The sequence below is a fragment of the Acidovorax sp. SUPP3434 genome, from assembly GCF_030159015.1.
GTDB lineage: Bacteria > Pseudomonadota > Gammaproteobacteria > Burkholderiales > Burkholderiaceae_C > Paracidovorax.
On the sequence record NZ_BQXL01000029.1, the window covers coordinates 18,477 to 31,657 of the forward strand.

Annotated in this window: 11 protein-coding genes; 6 read left to right on the plus strand and 5 right to left on the minus strand. The window is 71.2% G+C overall.

Annotated elements, in window-relative coordinates; translation table 11 throughout:
* Nucleotides 1-180: 180 nt before the first annotated feature.
* Nucleotides 181-939 carry a sulfite exporter TauE/SafE family protein gene (locus AVKW3434_RS23935; protein ID WP_284407828.1) on the minus strand — a complete coding sequence of 253 codons (759 nt, stop codon included), beginning with the start codon at nucleotides 937-939 and terminating at the stop codon, nucleotides 181-183.
* 414 nt (nucleotides 940-1,353) lie between these two features.
* Between AVKW3434_RS23935 and AVKW3434_RS23940 the strand changes: the two genes are divergently transcribed.
* The gene (locus tag AVKW3434_RS23940) at nucleotides 1,354-2,337 is read left to right on the plus strand and encodes a hypothetical protein (protein WP_284407829.1); all 984 of its coding nucleotides are present in this window, start codon (nucleotides 1,354-1,356) and stop codon (nucleotides 2,335-2,337) included.
* Nucleotides 2,338-2,357: 20 nt separating this feature from the next.
* On the opposite strand, the gene AVKW3434_RS23945 is transcribed toward AVKW3434_RS23940, so the two are convergent.
* A complete protein-coding gene (locus AVKW3434_RS23945; protein ID WP_284407830.1) occupies nucleotides 2,358-4,070 on the minus strand; it encodes a GMC family oxidoreductase in 1,713 nt (570 codons plus the stop codon).
* A gap of 257 nt (nucleotides 4,071-4,327) precedes the next feature.
* Between AVKW3434_RS23945 and AVKW3434_RS23950 the strand changes: the two genes are divergently transcribed.
* From AVKW3434_RS23950 to AVKW3434_RS23965, 4 genes are read left to right on the plus strand one after another with little or no spacing between them, the layout of a single operon-like run.
* Nucleotides 4,328-5,458, plus strand: a complete 1,131-nt coding sequence (locus AVKW3434_RS23950) for an MlaE family ABC transporter permease (protein ID WP_284407831.1) — start codon at nucleotides 4,328-4,330, stop codon at nucleotides 5,456-5,458.
* Between the two features lie 4 nt (nucleotides 5,459-5,462).
* Nucleotides 5,463-6,320 (plus strand): ABC transporter ATP-binding protein, encoded by an 858-nt coding sequence (locus tag AVKW3434_RS23955; protein ID WP_284407832.1) that lies wholly within the window; start codon nucleotides 5,463-5,465, stop codon nucleotides 6,318-6,320.
* Entirely contained in the window at nucleotides 6,320-7,300 is a 981-nt protein-coding gene (locus tag AVKW3434_RS23960; RefSeq protein WP_284407833.1) for an MlaD family protein, read from the plus strand. Before AVKW3434_RS23955 ends, AVKW3434_RS23960 begins: the two co-directional genes overlap by 1 nt.
* A gap of 11 nt (nucleotides 7,301-7,311) precedes the next feature.
* Complete coding sequence (locus AVKW3434_RS23965; protein WP_284407834.1) at nucleotides 7,312-7,989, plus strand: ABC-type transport auxiliary lipoprotein family protein; 678 nt, start codon at nucleotides 7,312-7,314, stop codon at nucleotides 7,987-7,989.
* A gap of 51 nt (nucleotides 7,990-8,040) precedes the next feature.
* Here AVKW3434_RS23965 and AVKW3434_RS23970 read toward each other — a convergent pair whose 3' ends face one another.
* The 3 genes from AVKW3434_RS23970 to AVKW3434_RS23980 all read right to left on the minus strand — a co-directional run bounded on the left by AVKW3434_RS23970 (nucleotide 8,041) and on the right by AVKW3434_RS23980 (nucleotide 12,190).
* Complete coding sequence (locus AVKW3434_RS23970; protein ID WP_284407835.1) at nucleotides 8,041-10,440, minus strand: TonB-dependent siderophore receptor; 2,400 nt, start codon at nucleotides 10,438-10,440, stop codon at nucleotides 8,041-8,043.
* A gap of 216 nt (nucleotides 10,441-10,656) precedes the next feature.
* The gene (locus AVKW3434_RS23975) at nucleotides 10,657-11,652 is read right to left on the minus strand and encodes a FecR family protein (RefSeq protein WP_284407836.1); all 996 of its coding nucleotides are present in this window, start codon (nucleotides 11,650-11,652) and stop codon (nucleotides 10,657-10,659) included.
* On the minus strand, nucleotides 11,639-12,190 hold the full coding sequence (locus tag AVKW3434_RS23980) for an RNA polymerase sigma factor (protein ID WP_284407837.1): 552 nt from the start codon (nucleotides 12,188-12,190) through the stop codon (nucleotides 11,639-11,641). The genes AVKW3434_RS23975 and AVKW3434_RS23980 overlap by 14 nt, the downstream gene beginning before the upstream one ends.
* A gap of 184 nt (nucleotides 12,191-12,374) precedes the next feature.
* Here AVKW3434_RS23980 and AVKW3434_RS23985 point away from each other — a divergent pair, with 184 nt between their 5' ends.
* The gene (locus AVKW3434_RS23985; RefSeq protein ID WP_272565862.1) at nucleotides 12,375-12,998 is read left to right on the plus strand and encodes a phosphoadenosine phosphosulfate reductase domain-containing protein; all 624 of its coding nucleotides are present in this window, start codon (nucleotides 12,375-12,377) and stop codon (nucleotides 12,996-12,998) included.
* Nucleotides 12,999-13,181 lie beyond the last annotated feature (183 nt).

The window sequence follows — 13,181 nt, forward strand, 5'->3', positions numbered from 1 at the left end:
TGGTTTCAGGTACAAAAAATCCGGCTTGGCGGTTAGCGAAGCCGGAGCCAGCGGCCAGTGGGCCGCCCGCGGGACGGGCAGTCACGGGATTGCCACATTATAAAAGGCGTGCATGAGGCCATGCACACCCGCAAACCCTGAGCCGGAGCGCAAAAAACGGGCCCGCTTGGGCTTTTTTTCTCAGCGCAGGAAGGCGTCGTAGCCCGTCTTGAGAATGAGCGCGCTGACCACCACGATGAAGATGCCGCGCACGAAGCCCGTGCCGTGCTTGAGCGCCATGTGCGTGCCGATGACGCTGCCCAACACGTTGGCCACCGCCAGTGGCACCGCGAAGTGCCACCACACGTGCCCCTTGGCCGCGAACAGGATGATGGCCGCCACGTTGGTGGCCAGGTTCAGCAGCTTGGCCGACACCGAGGCGTTCAGGAAGTCGTAGCCCAGCAGCCGCACGAACAGGAAGACGAAGAAGCTGCCCGTGCCCGGCCCGAAGAAGCCGTCGTAGAAACCCACCACCAGCCCGATGGCGCAGGCCAGGCGTGTCTCGATCCGGCCCTCGAAGCGCGGGGTGTGGTGGCGCCCCAGGTCCTTGCGGGCCAGCGTGTACAGCAGCACGGCCAGCAGGATCAGCGGCAGCAGCTTGCGCAGCGAATCCGCCGAGATCACCGTCACCGTCCAGGCGCCGGCGAAGGCCCCGATGAAGCCCGCCGCGGCCGCCGGCAGCATCGCCTGCCAGCGCATCTGCACGCGGCGGCTGTACTGCCAGGTGGCGATGCCCGTGCCCCAGATGGAGGCGCTTTTGTTGGTGCCCAGCAGCGTGGCGGGCGGTGCGTTGGGAAACGTGGCGAACAGGGCGGGCACGAGGATGAGGCCGCCGCCCCCGACGATGGCGTCCACGAAGCCGGCCAGCAGCGACGCCAGAGAAACAATGATCCATTCCATCCCCCGATTGTCGGGGCTGCCGCAGGGCGGAACGGGGAATGGGGGGCGATTCGTGCGTGCCGGCGCACAGCGAACCGGCCAAGGGAACAGGCAAAGAAAAAGCGCCGGGGTCGCCGGCGCTTTGTAAAAAAGGCATCTTATAGGGGGATGCTCGGAATGGTTTGTTCGACTTCGAGATGTCTCCTCGGTCCCCTCGTTCGACGCGACGGGCGCGTTTTCGAGTGGTTGAACTGTAACGAGTGCACCCTGCTGGTGCATTGGTGGTTTCCCGCACCCCGTTATGGGGCAGCGTGGCGAAGCACCTGCGGGATGGGCGAAGCACGGGCGAGGCAGCCGTTGGTTTTTACGGGGCATTGATGCGCGGTTTGATTCAATCGGCGGGCGTTTCGCTTCCCTCTCCCAGGCCTGTTCGCCATGACCGATCTTTCGCTTCGCCGCACCCTCTCCGCGCCGGCGGCCCTGGCTGCCCACCGCTCGGCCGCCCCCGAGCGGCCGGCGTTTCCCGCCGAGGCGCCTGCGCTGCGCCGAACGGTCTCCGCCCCGGCCGGCCTGCGGGCCCGCAGTGCACCGCCGGCCCCGCAGCCGGGTGCGAGCCTGTCGCCCCGCGCTGCGCTACTGCCCCGGGCCGCCTCGGCACCGGCGGCGCTGGGCGCCAGGAGGGTGGAAACGGACCGGCCCGCCGGCCCGGCGGTGGAGCGGATCGGCGCCCCGGAAGATGCTGCCGCCGAAACCGCCGAAACCGCCGAAACCGCCGAAACCGCCGAAACCGCCGAAACCACCGAAACCACCGCGCCACGGCCGTCCGGATCGCCCTGGAGCGCGGTGCGCACCGTGTCCGCTTGGAGCGCCCCGGTGGTGGACGCCGCCGCGGCGGCGCTGTCCCTGGCGTCGGCCCGGCTGGCCGCCGTGCCCCGCGCCGCGCAGGCCACGGCCGCGGTCAGCGGCAGTCTGTGGGCGGGCGCTGGAATGGTGGGCGAAGTCGGCAACGTGCCGTACCGCGCCTGGACCACCGGGGCGAACGCCTTCGCCGTGGTGGCGGGTGGGCTGAGTGCCGCCGCCCCCTTCACGCTGGGGCCGGTGCAGCGCGCGATCGCCTACGGCTCCGCCGGTGCCTGGGCCGCGAGCGGCGCGGCGATGGCGCTCGGCGCCGTGGGCACGGGGGCCACCCATGCGGCCACGGGGCTGCTGCAGGGCGTGAGCGGCATCGCCAACCTGGCCGCGGCCGGCTTGAGCGCGGCGGCCGTCCAGGCGTCGACCCGCGATGCCAGCCAGGCCGTGCGGCTGCAGACGGCGTCTTCCGCCCTGTGGCTCGCGGGCTCGGCCGCGGCGGTGGGGGCGGTCTGGGCGAAGACGGCGCAGCAGCACCGCGAGCCGCAGGCCGATCCGGAGCGCGGCTGAGCGCGTCCCTGCAAAGCGGATCAGCGCGTGGCCGTGGCCACCGCCTCGGCCCCGGGCGCCTCGGCCCGCGCCGCCTGCCGGATCCATTCGGCGGCCTTCTCGGCCAGCATCAGCGTGGGCGAGTTGGTGTTGCCGCTGGTGATGGTGGGCATGGCGCCCGCATCCACCACGCGCAGGCCGTCGATGCCGCGCACGCGCAGTTGCGAATCCAGCACCGCCATCGGGTCGCCGTCGCGGCCCATGCGCGTCGTGCCCACGGGGTGGAAGATGGTGGTGGCGATGTCGCCGGCCAGCCGCGCCAGGTCCTCGTCGGTCTCGAACTGCGCGCCGGGCTTCCATTCCTCGGGCCGGTAGGGCGCCAGCGCCGGCTGGGCGACGATGCGGCGCGTCACGCGCAGGCTGTCGGCGGCGACCTGGCGGTCCTCGGGCGTGCTCAGGTAGTTCGGGGCGATGGCCGGCGCGGTGCGGAAGTCGGGGCCCTTGATGTGCACGGTGCCCCGGCTGGTGGGGTTCAGGTTGCACACGCTGGCGGTGAAGGCGGGAAAGGCGTGCAGCGGCTCGCCGAAGGCCTCCAGCGACAGCGGCTGCACGTGGTATTCGAGGTTGGGGTGGGCCTGGTCGGGCGAGCTGCGCGTGAAGGCGCCCAGCTGCGAGGGCGCCATGCTCATGGGCCCGCTGCGCTTGAAGGCGTATTCGAGCCCGATCTTCGCCTTGCCCAGCCAGTTGCCGGCCAGCATGTTGAGCGTGGGCACGCCGTTCACCTTGAACACCGCGCGGATCTGCAGGTGGTCCTGCAAATTGGCGCCCACGCCGGGCAGGTCGTGCACCACGTCGATGCCGTGCTGGCGCAGCAGCGCCGCCGGGCCGATGCCCGACAGCTGCAGCAGCTGCGGCGAGTTGACCGCGCCCGCGCTCAGCACCACCTCGCGCGTGGCGTGGGCGGTGACCATCTCTTCGCCGGTCCACACCTGCACGCCGGTGCAGCGGCGCGAGCCGTCGGGCTGGGTGTCGATCAACAGCCGGGTGGCCTGCGCGGCGGTCCACATCTCGAAGTTGGGCCGCCCGTAGCAGGTGGGGCGCAGGAAGGCCTTGGCGGTGTTCCAGCGCCAGCCGGCCTTCTGGTTGACCTCGAAGTAGCCCACGCCTTCGTTGTCGCCGCCGTTGAAGTCGTCGGTGGCGGGAATGCCGGCCTGCTGCGCCGCCTGGGCGAAGGCGTCCAGCACGTCCCAGCGCAGGCGCTGCTTTTCCACGCGCCACTCGCCGGTGCTGCCCGTGGTCTTGCTGCCGTGCAGGCGCTTGAAGGCCTCGGTCGCGGACGCGGGCTGGTCCAGGCGCCAGTGGTCCTCGTGGCGGCGGAAGTAGGGCAGGGCGTGTTCCCAGCGCCAGGCGTCGTCGCCCGTGATCTCGGCCCACTGGTCGTAGTCGCGCGCCTGGCCGCGCATGTAGATCATGCCGTTGATGCTGCTGCAGCCGCCCAGCGTCTTGCCGCGCGGGTAGCGCAGGCTGCGGCCGTTCAGGCCCGCGTCGGGCTCGGTGTGGTACAGCCAGTCGGTGCGCGGGTTGCCGATGCAGTACAGGTAGCCGACCGGGATGTGGATCCAGTGGTAGTCGTCCTTGCGGCCCGCCTCGATGAGCAGCACGCGGTGGCGGCCGCCGGCGCTCAGGCGGTTGCACAGCAGGGCGCCGGCCGTGCCGCCGCCGATGATGATGTAGTCGAAAGTGGTGTCGCTCATGGAGACTGTTGGACGTTGAACACGTTCCCGGGGCATTGCGGCAGTGCCGGTCCATTGTGCGTAGCGCCGGGCCGCTGTCGATAGGGAAACAGCCAATTGCTATTATTTTTGTAGCGATATGCCCTGGAAGATATTGCGCTGGAGGGCATTTTGATCATAATTCACGCGGCCCGCGCCCTGCGCAGGGACGCGCTCTGCGCTGACGCGCCCCAGCCCATCCGCTCCGCTAACATGCACAGCTTCTCCCGCCCCCCTCCATGACCGAAGACGACAGCCAGCCCCGCATCACCCGAGACGACACGCCCGACGGCCCCTGTGCGGTGTTGCACGGCCGCTGGGGTGCGGCGGAACTGGGCACGCGCCGCCACTGGCGCGCGCTGTCGGCCCAGCTGTCCGAAACGCGGGGCGGCCCGGCCATCGGCTGGGACCTGCGCAGCCTGCAATGGCTGGACCACGTGGGCGCGCAACTGCTGTGGAACCACTGGGGCCGCGACTGGCCCGAGCGGCTGGCGCTCGACGACAGCCAGCGCGACATGCTCGAACGCGTGGCCGAATTCAGCACCACCCGCCCGCCGGACACACCCTGGCGGCTGGCCGAGCAGGTGGACCGGCTCGGCGTGCAGGTGCTGCACGCCCTGTCCCACATGCGCCATCTGCTCGAACTGGTGGGGCAGCTCTTCATCGACATCTTCCGGGCCGCGCGCTCGCCGCGCCGCGCGCCCTGGCGCGATGTGTCGGGCCACCTGTACCGCATGGGCGCCACGGCGATGCCCATCACGGCCATCGTGGGCTTTCTCATCGGCGTGGTGCTGGCCTATCTCATGTCGCTGCAGCTGCGGCAGTTCGGCGCCGAGTCGTTCATCGTCAACATCCTGGGCATTTCATTGATCCGCGAGCTGGGGCCCATGCTCGCGGCCATCCTCGTGGCGGGGCGCTCGGGCTCGGCCATCACGGCGCAGATCGGCGTGATGCGGGTGACCGAGGAACTCGACGCCATGCGCGTCATGGGCATTCCGCACGGCTTTCGCCTCGTCATGCCGCGCGCCGTGGCGCTGGCCGTGGCCATGCCGCTGATCGCCGTGTGGACCACGCTGTGTGCACTGGCCGGCGGCATGCTCGCGGCCGACCTCGCGCTGGGCGTGTCGCCCGCCTACTTCGTGCAGGCGCTGCCCAACGCGGTGAGCTTTCCCAACCTGGTGATGGCGGTGGCGAAGTCGGTGGTGTTCGGCGTGTCCATCGCGCTCATCGGCTGCCACTGGGGTCTGCGCGTCAAGCCCAACACGCAGAGCCTGGGCGAGGGCACCACGGCCTCGGTGGTGAGTTCCATCACCATGGTGATCATCGTGGACGCGCTGTTCGCCATCGCGTTCAAGAACCTCGGGATCTGACGCCATGGACGACACCTCGCTCATCCCCGCCCCCGCCGCCCACACGGCGCCGCAGGCCCCGCCCGCCGACGCGCCGCCGGTGGTCGAGATCAAGGGCCTGTCCACCGTGTTCGGCAAGGGCAAGGAAGCCTTCGCCGTGCACGAGAACCTCGACCTCACCGTGCGCCGCGGCGAAATGCTGGCCCTGGTGGGCGGCTCGGGCACGGGCAAGACCGTGCTGCTGCGCCAGATGCTGGGCCTCACGCGGCCCGCCAAGGGCGAGGTGACGGTGCTGGGCCGCCCCGCCGCCGAGATGGGACGCGCCGGCGCCGCCAGCCGCGTGGGCATGCTGTTCCAGCAGGGCGCGCTGTTTTCCGCCTTCAACGTGCTCGACAACGTGGCCTTCGCGCTGCGCGAGCAGGGCACGCTCCCGGGCGACCTGGTGTGCGATGCGGCCATGGTCAAGCTGCAGATGGTGGGGCTCAAGCCCGAACACGCCACGCGCATGCCGGCCGACCTGTCGGGCGGCATGATCAAGCGCGTGGCCCTGGCGCGCGCGCTCATCATGGACCCGCCCCTGCTGCTGCTGGATGAGCCCACCGCGGGCCTCGATCCCAATAGCTCCGACGATTTCTGCGAACTGCTGCGCGAACTGCGCGCCGCCCTGGGCCTGACCGTGGTGATGGTCACGCACGACCTGGACACGCTGTTCGCGCTCAGCACGCGCGTGGCCGTGCTGGCCGAAAAGAAGGTCATCGTCTCCGGTCCCCCGCAGGAGGTCGTGCACTTCGACCACCCGTTCATTCAACATTTCTTTCTCGGCGAACGCGGCCGGCGCGCCATGGCGCCCGCACCGGTTTCGCCCTCGACCAAGGACGCCTGATGGAAAACAAGTCCCACGCCCTCGCTGCGGGCATCTTCGTGGTCGTCGTGGCGGCCCTGCTGGCGGGCCTGGGCCTCTGGCTCACCCGCGACAACACCAGCTACCAGCTCTACGAGCTGTCCAGCAAGCAGAGCGTGGGCGGGCTGCAGCCGCAGGCCGCCGTGCGCTACAAGGGCGTGGCGGTGGGCAAGGTGGTGCGCATCGGCTTCGACCCCGACGTGGCCGGCAACGTGCTGATCCGCATCGCCGTGAGCGACCAGGCGCCCATCACCCCCGCCACCTTCGCCGTGCTGGGCTACCAGGGCGTGACGGGCCTGGCCCACGTGCTGCTGGACGACGGCCAGCAGGCCGAGCCGCCGCTGCCCAAGGGATCGAGCGGCCTGCCGCGCCTGCCCCTCAAGACCTCGCCGTTCGGCCAACTGGCCGAGCAGGGACCCGCTATCCTCTCGCAGGTCGAAGAGGCCACGGGCCGCATCAACGACCTGCTGAGCGACGACAACCAAAAGCGCATCGCCACCGCCATCGACAACCTGGGCCAGGCCGCCGGCAATGCCAGCGCGCTGATGAAGCGCCTGGACACCACCGTGGTGCAGCGGCTCGACCCTGCGCTGGCCGCCGTGCCGGGCGTGGCCAGCGATGCGCGCGAGACGCTGCAGGCGCTGCGCCAGGCCGGCAGCAGCGCCTCCGCCGCGGCGAACGAAGTGGGCGCCGCCGTCAAGCAGTTGAGCGCCGAGGGCGGCCCCATCGACCAGATCGCCGAAGGCTCCAAGTCGCTGGCCACCGCTGCCGACCGCTTCGGCCGCGTCACGCTGCCGCGCCTGAACCACGCCGCCGACGAGACCTCGCGTGCCGTGCGCCGCCTGGGCCGCACCGCCAGCACCATCAGCGACAACCCGCAGTCGCTCATCTACGGATCGGGCACCGCCGCCGGCGGGCCGGGCGAGCCCGGCTTCGAGGCGCCTGCTGCCGCCAAACCTTGAGAGGGCTTGCCATGAGTACTATTAAAATGATAGCTAAACGCCGGCGTTTTCATTGTGCTGGAGCCGTTTTCGGCCTGGCATTCGCCGCCCTGCTGGCCGGCTGCTCGGCGCTGCCCGCACCGCCCGTTCGCGCCGAGGTGTACGACTTCGGCCCCGGCCTGATGGAAGCCGCGCCGTCCGACCGACGCGCGCCGCTGCCGCCCCTGGCCCTGGCCGACGTGACCACCACCGGCCCGGTCGAGGGCAGCACCGCCGTGCTGTACCGCCTGGCCTACGACGACGCGCGCCGCCTGCGCCCCTACAACCAGGCGCGCTGGAGCCAGCCGCCCGCGCAACTGGTGCAAAAAGCCGTGCGCGACCAGTTGGGCCTGCGCCGCGCCGTGCTGACGGGCGACGAAGGCGCCGCGCAGATCCTGGAGGGCGGCGCCCTGCCGGCCTTGCTGCGCCTGGAGATCGAGGAGTTCAGCCACGTGTTCAGCGCCCCGGCCACCAGCGCCGGGCTGGTGCGCCTGCGCGCCTCCATCGCCGAATCCACCCCCGCCGGCGAGAAGCTGCTGGCCCAGCGCGTGTTCCTGGTCCAGCGCCCCGCCGCCACGGCCGATGCGCCCGGCGGCACCCGCGCCCTGGCCGACGCCACGGCCCAGGCCGCGCAGGACATCGGGCAGTGGCTGGAGCAGATGGGGCGCTGACCCGTCTCGGTTCGGCCCGCTACCCGCGCCGCGCCCGCGGCGCCCGCCCGGTCAGAAGCTATGCCGCAGCGTCAGCGTCGCATTGCGCGGCGCGCCCGGCAGGTTCAGGTTGGGGCTGCTGCCGTGGGCCGAGACGATGTAGTTGCGGTCGAACAGGTTGCGCAGATTCAGCTGCAGCGTGGTCGCCTTGCCGATGCGGTACTGCGCCATGGCGTCCACCACCACGTACGACGGCAGGGTCACCGTGTTGCCCGGGTTGGCAAAGCGGTCGCCCACGTAGTTGATGCCGCCGCCCACGCTCCAGTCGTCGCCCAGGCGCTGCGTGAGCCAGGCCGAGAACGCGTTGCGCGGCGTGATCGTGGCGCGTTTGCCCTGCACCGACTGGCCGGCGTCGGTGGCCGTGGAGCGCGTGATGCGGGTGTCCAGCAGCGCGTAGCTCAGTGTGGCCTGCAGGCCCGCCGCCAGCTCGCCCGCCAGTGACAGCTCCAGCCCGCGCGTGCGTTGCGTGCCGATGGGGATCAGCTGCGTGGGCTGCGCCGGGTTGGTGGTCTTGATGTCGGTGCGCTCCAGCTGAAACAGCGAGGCCGTGGCGGTGGCGCGGCCGTCCAGCAGGTCGAGCTTGGCACCCACCTCGTAGTTGGTCGTCTGCTCGGGCTGGATGGCCGTGTTGGCGGCCGACAGCGCGAACATCTCGGCCGAGGGCTGGTAGGAGCGGCTCACCGACACGTAGTACGACTGGGCCGCCGTGGGCTGCCACACCAGGCCGGCGCGCGGGCTCCAGGTGGTGTCCGTGCGCTCGAAGTCGCTCTGGCCCGCCAGGCGGTTGTCGGTTTCCTGGCCGAAGCGGTCGTAGCGCAGGCCGGCCAGCACCTTCCACTCGGGCGACAGCGTGATCTGGTCCTGCACGTAGAGCGCGCGTGTCAGGTAGCGGTTCAGCGCGCTGGCCGACACGGCCCCGCCGCCGTTGAGCGGCGCCACCGGCAGCACCGGGTTCCACAGGTTCACGCTGCCCAGCGTGCCGCCGGTGAGCGAGACCGCATCCTTGTTCTGCTGGCCCAGCTCCAGGCCGTAAAGCACCTCGTGCGCGAGGCTGCCGGTGCGCAGGTTCTGGATCAGTTCGGTCTGGTTGAACACACCGTGCTCGCGCCGGTCCACGCCCGAGCGCGTGAGCGCCACGGTGCCCGCGGCCTCGTTCGTAGTGCCCGCGGGAAGGGTGTTCTGGCGGTCCAGGTCGTAGTGGTAGTAGCGCAGGGCATTGCGCACGCGCAGCGTGTCGGAAAAGCGGTGGCTGAACGTGGCGGTGAACGAGCTGACCGTGGATTCGGACGTGTCCGCATCGCGCGCATTGGCCGAGCCGAAGTAGGTGCCCGTGGGCACGTTGACCGGGCGGCCCCGGTAGGCCGGAATGCCGAAGTCGGTGACGCGCTTGTCGTGCAGGTAGTCGGCCTGCAGCATGAGCGAGGTGGCGCCGTCGGGCTTCCACAGCACCGAGGGGGCGATCGCCTGGCGCTCCAGGAACTGCTGGCTGCGGTAGCTGTTGGCGTCCTCGGCCGCGCCGGTGACGCGCCAGGACCAGTCGCTGCCCGCGGGCGCACGGCCCACGTCGAACTCGGCTCGCTTGTCGGCCCAGCTGCCCACGCTCAGGGCGACGTCGGACACGTCCGTGCCGGGCTTTTTCGTCACGCGGTTGACCAGGCCGCCCGACGAGCCGCGCCCGTACAGGACGGCGGCGGGGCCCTTCACCACCTCCACCCGCTCGATGTTGGACAGGTCGCGGAAATACAGCGCATCGTCGCGAAAACCGTCCACGAACTGGTCGCCGATGCTGGTGAAGCCGCGGATGCTGACCTGGTCGCGCTGGCCATCGCCGTGCGACAGGCCCACGCCCGCCACGTTGCGCAGGGTGTCCTGCATCGAGGTCGCGCCCTGGTCGCGGATCACCTGCTGCGGCACCACGTCGATGGTCTGCGGCACGTCGCGCAGCGGGGCCTCGGTCCTGGTGCCGCTGGCGGTCGACGCGGCGTTGTAGGCCGTGTCCTCGCCACGCGCCGCCTGCACGCGCACCTCGCTCATCGTGGCGCCGGCCGCCGCACCCGCGGCCCCAGGGGTGCCACCGGCGGGGGCGGTGCCCGCGCGTTCCACCGTGAAGGTGCGGGCATCCTGCGCGCGCACCACCAGCCCGGTGCCAGCGACCAGGCGCTGCAGAGCGTCGCGCACCTCCAGCGTGCCCCGCACCGCTGGCGCCTGCTGGCCCTGGGCGATGTCGGTGACGAACACGATCTGCACGCCGCTTTGGCGCGCCAGGGCGTTCAATGACTGCGCCAGCGGCTGGGCGGGCAGGTCCACCGCGACGGGCTGGGCCTGGGCGGCGGTGGCGGCGATGCACAGCGCGGCGGCCAGCGCGGCCCAGCGGGCGCGGTGTGGCGGGCGGCGGTGTTGGGGGATCGGCATGGAGGCTCCTGGAAAGAAATCGGTCAAGACAAAAAAAGGGGGCGGCGGGCGGGCAGGGCGCGCCCGTCCCCCTGTGAGCCGATGCGGCGCGCGGGTTTGTACACGTTGCCGATTTCAATCAATCAATCAGTGACTGGCCAGCGGCGGTCCCGCGGCCGGAGAACAAGCACTGGGCATTGAAACGGGCGCCGCCGCAATCAATGCGCCGGCATCCTGCTATGGTTTTTGATGTGCCGTGCGCACGCCGATCACCACGCGGCCGTCCGCATGGCGGTCCACCCGCACCGGGGCCAGGCGCGGCAGCAGGTCGATCAGCTGGTCGATGCGGTCCAGGTCGAACTCCCCCGAGATGCGCAGCGCCGCGGCGTGCCCGTCGGCCAGCGTGATGGGGGTGCGGCGGTGGCGCTGCATCTCGGCCACGGCGTCGGCCAGCGGCGTGGCGTCCAGCCGCAGCCGGCCGGCCTGCCACGCGGCGACGCGGGCGGTGTCCGCTTCCACCGGGGCGGGCAAGGCCGTGCCCGGCCGGGTGTGCAGCGCCTGGCCCGCTTGCAGCACCACCGGCGCCGTGCCAGTCCCGGCGTGCACGCGCACGCTGCCCTGCTGCACGGTGATGTCGGCGCCCGCATGGGCCGCGTCGCCGGCCGCGGCCGTCCCGCCGCGGCGGATGTTGAAGACGGTGCCGATGTCCTCCACGGCCACCGCGCCCGCCTGCACGGTGAACGGGCGCTGCAGCCAGGGCGCCCAGGCGTGCCAGGGCGCGTGGGCGACTTCGAAGGCGGCCTCGCCGTGCGCCAGCGACAGGCGGCGCGAGCGCAGGTGCAGGGCCACCTTCACCCGGGTGCCGCTGTTCAGGCGCACCGTGCTGCCATCGGGCAGCGGCCGGGCCTGCCGCTCGCCCACGGCGCTGGCCAGCGATTCGCGGTGCAGCACCGGATCGGCCCACAGCACCCCCGCCAGCGCGGCCACGGCCAATGCCGTGGCCGCGCCCGCCGCGCGGGCTTTGGCGGGGCGCCGGCGTTGCTCGCGGCGCAGGGCCGCCGCCTGCTCGATGTCTTCGGGCGTGGGCAGGTGCTGGCGCAGCAGGTCGGCGAACGGCGCCAGGGCGTCGTCGATGGGCAAGTGGGCGCGGCGGCCCGCGCCGCGCACGGAAGGGTTGCCGGCGCCGGCTGCAGGGGCGGCCGACGACACGGCGGCGGATTCAGCGGGCGGCATGGCCGGTGCCCTCGATCAGCACCGGCTCCACGTCGCGCAGGGCGCGCGCCAGGTGCCGGGCCACCATCCCGCGCGAGACGCCCATGCGCCGGGCGGCCTCGTCCTGCGGCATGCCGTAGAGCTTGGTGAGGATGAACGCCTCGCGGCTGGCCTGCGGCAACTGTTCGATGGCGGCCAGCAGCGCCCGCTGGCGCTGGTGGGCGGCCAGGGCCAGTTCCGGCGGCGACAGCGCCGCAGCCGAAGGGACGGGGGCGTCCGCCTCGGGGTGCCCGTGCGCCGTCTCGCGGCGCCGGGCCTGGGCGCGGTAGCGGTCGATGGCCAGGTCCCGCGCCACGCAGCGCAGGAACGCCAGCGGATTGGCGATCTCGCCGGGCACGGGGCGCTCGAGCAGCCGCACGCACAGGTCGTTCACGATCTCGCGCGGAAAGCACTCGTCCCCGAAGCGGTGCCGCAGCGATCCCACCAGGTCTTCGTAGTGCTTCACCAGGGCGGCCAGCAGGGGCTCGGGCGGCGGGGGAAGCAAGGCGGGGTGCGGCATGGAACGCCGATTATAAAAAGAGAATGGGAATGATTCTTATTGTTGTATTTTTGCCGTACTGCGGCGCTCCGGTGCCCCGCCGGGCGGCAGGGACGGGAGGCGGCCCGGCTGCGGCCCTGCGGCGCAAAAGGCACAATCGCCCGTCCCACCGGGCCGCTCGCGCCCGGTCCCGTTGGAGCACCGAATGAGCAGCATCGACCTCGCAAGAATCAACGCCGAACTCGGCAAGGACGCCCAGGGCCTCGTGGACTGGGCCGTGGGCCTGGGCCGGCCCACCATCGTCACCACCAATTTCCGGCCGTTCGAGGCCGTCATCCTGCACATGGTCACGCGGGCCCGGCCCGACGTGCCGGTGGTGTGGATGGACAACGGCTACAACACCGAGGCCACTTACCAGTTCGCTGACGAGGTGACCCGGCAGCTCGGCCTGAACCTGTCGATCTACCTGCCGCGCCGCTCGCGCGCCCACCGCGAGGCCGTCGAAGGCCCGGTGCCCGCGCTCGACGATCCGCGGCATGCCGCCTTCACCGAAGAGGTCAAGCTCGAGCCCTTCGCCCGCGCGCTGCGCGAGACCGCGCCGCAGGTGTGGTTCACCGCGCTGCGCGCCACCGACACGGCCGTGCGCGCGCAGATGGACCCCGTGAGCATCAACCCCGACGGCCTGCTCAAGGTCGCACCGCTGCTGCACTGGTCGTCCAAGGACCTGTACGAATACCTCGTGGCCCACCAACTGCCCAACAACTTCGACTACGTGGACCCGACGAAGGGCGAGGACAACCGCGAATGCGGGCTGCATCTGGCGCATTGAGCGCATGGGCCAATAGCCGAAAGGGGCGTGCACTGCACGCCCCTTTTTTTTGTCCTTGACCCGTCCTGAATGAGGTTGACACCTTTCTGTTCATCAGAAAGGAAAGTCAAGTGGATCAATGGGTTAAGAGAACGCAGAAGGACTACACACTGGCCTTTAAGCTGGCGGTGGTGGATCAGGTAG

Coding starts and splice junctions, on each gene's coding strand:
- AVKW3434_RS23935 (WP_284407828.1), bottom strand. CDS start 939: ATGGAATGGATCATTGTTTCTCTGGCGTCGCTGCTGGCCGGCTTCGTG.
- AVKW3434_RS23940 (WP_284407829.1), top strand. CDS start 1,354: ATGACCGATCTTTCGCTTCGCCGCACCCTCTCCGCGCCGGCGGCCCTG.
- AVKW3434_RS23945 (WP_284407830.1), bottom strand. CDS start 4,070: ATGAGCGACACCACTTTCGACTACATCATCATCGGCGGCGGCACGGCC.
- AVKW3434_RS23950 (WP_284407831.1), top strand. CDS start 4,328: ATGACCGAAGACGACAGCCAGCCCCGCATCACCCGAGACGACACGCCC.
- AVKW3434_RS23955 (WP_284407832.1), top strand. CDS start 5,463: ATGGACGACACCTCGCTCATCCCCGCCCCCGCCGCCCACACGGCGCCG.
- AVKW3434_RS23960 (WP_284407833.1), top strand. CDS start 6,320: ATGGAAAACAAGTCCCACGCCCTCGCTGCGGGCATCTTCGTGGTCGTC.
- AVKW3434_RS23965 (WP_284407834.1), top strand. CDS start 7,312: ATGAGTACTATTAAAATGATAGCTAAACGCCGGCGTTTTCATTGTGCT.
- AVKW3434_RS23970 (WP_284407835.1), bottom strand. CDS start 10,440: ATGCCGATCCCCCAACACCGCCGCCCGCCACACCGCGCCCGCTGGGCC.
- AVKW3434_RS23975 (WP_284407836.1), bottom strand. CDS start 11,652: ATGCCGCCCGCTGAATCCGCCGCCGTGTCGTCGGCCGCCCCTGCAGCC.
- AVKW3434_RS23980 (WP_284407837.1), bottom strand. CDS start 12,190: ATGCCGCACCCCGCCTTGCTTCCCCCGCCGCCCGAGCCCCTGCTGGCC.
- AVKW3434_RS23985 (WP_272565862.1), top strand. CDS start 12,375: ATGAGCAGCATCGACCTCGCAAGAATCAACGCCGAACTCGGCAAGGAC.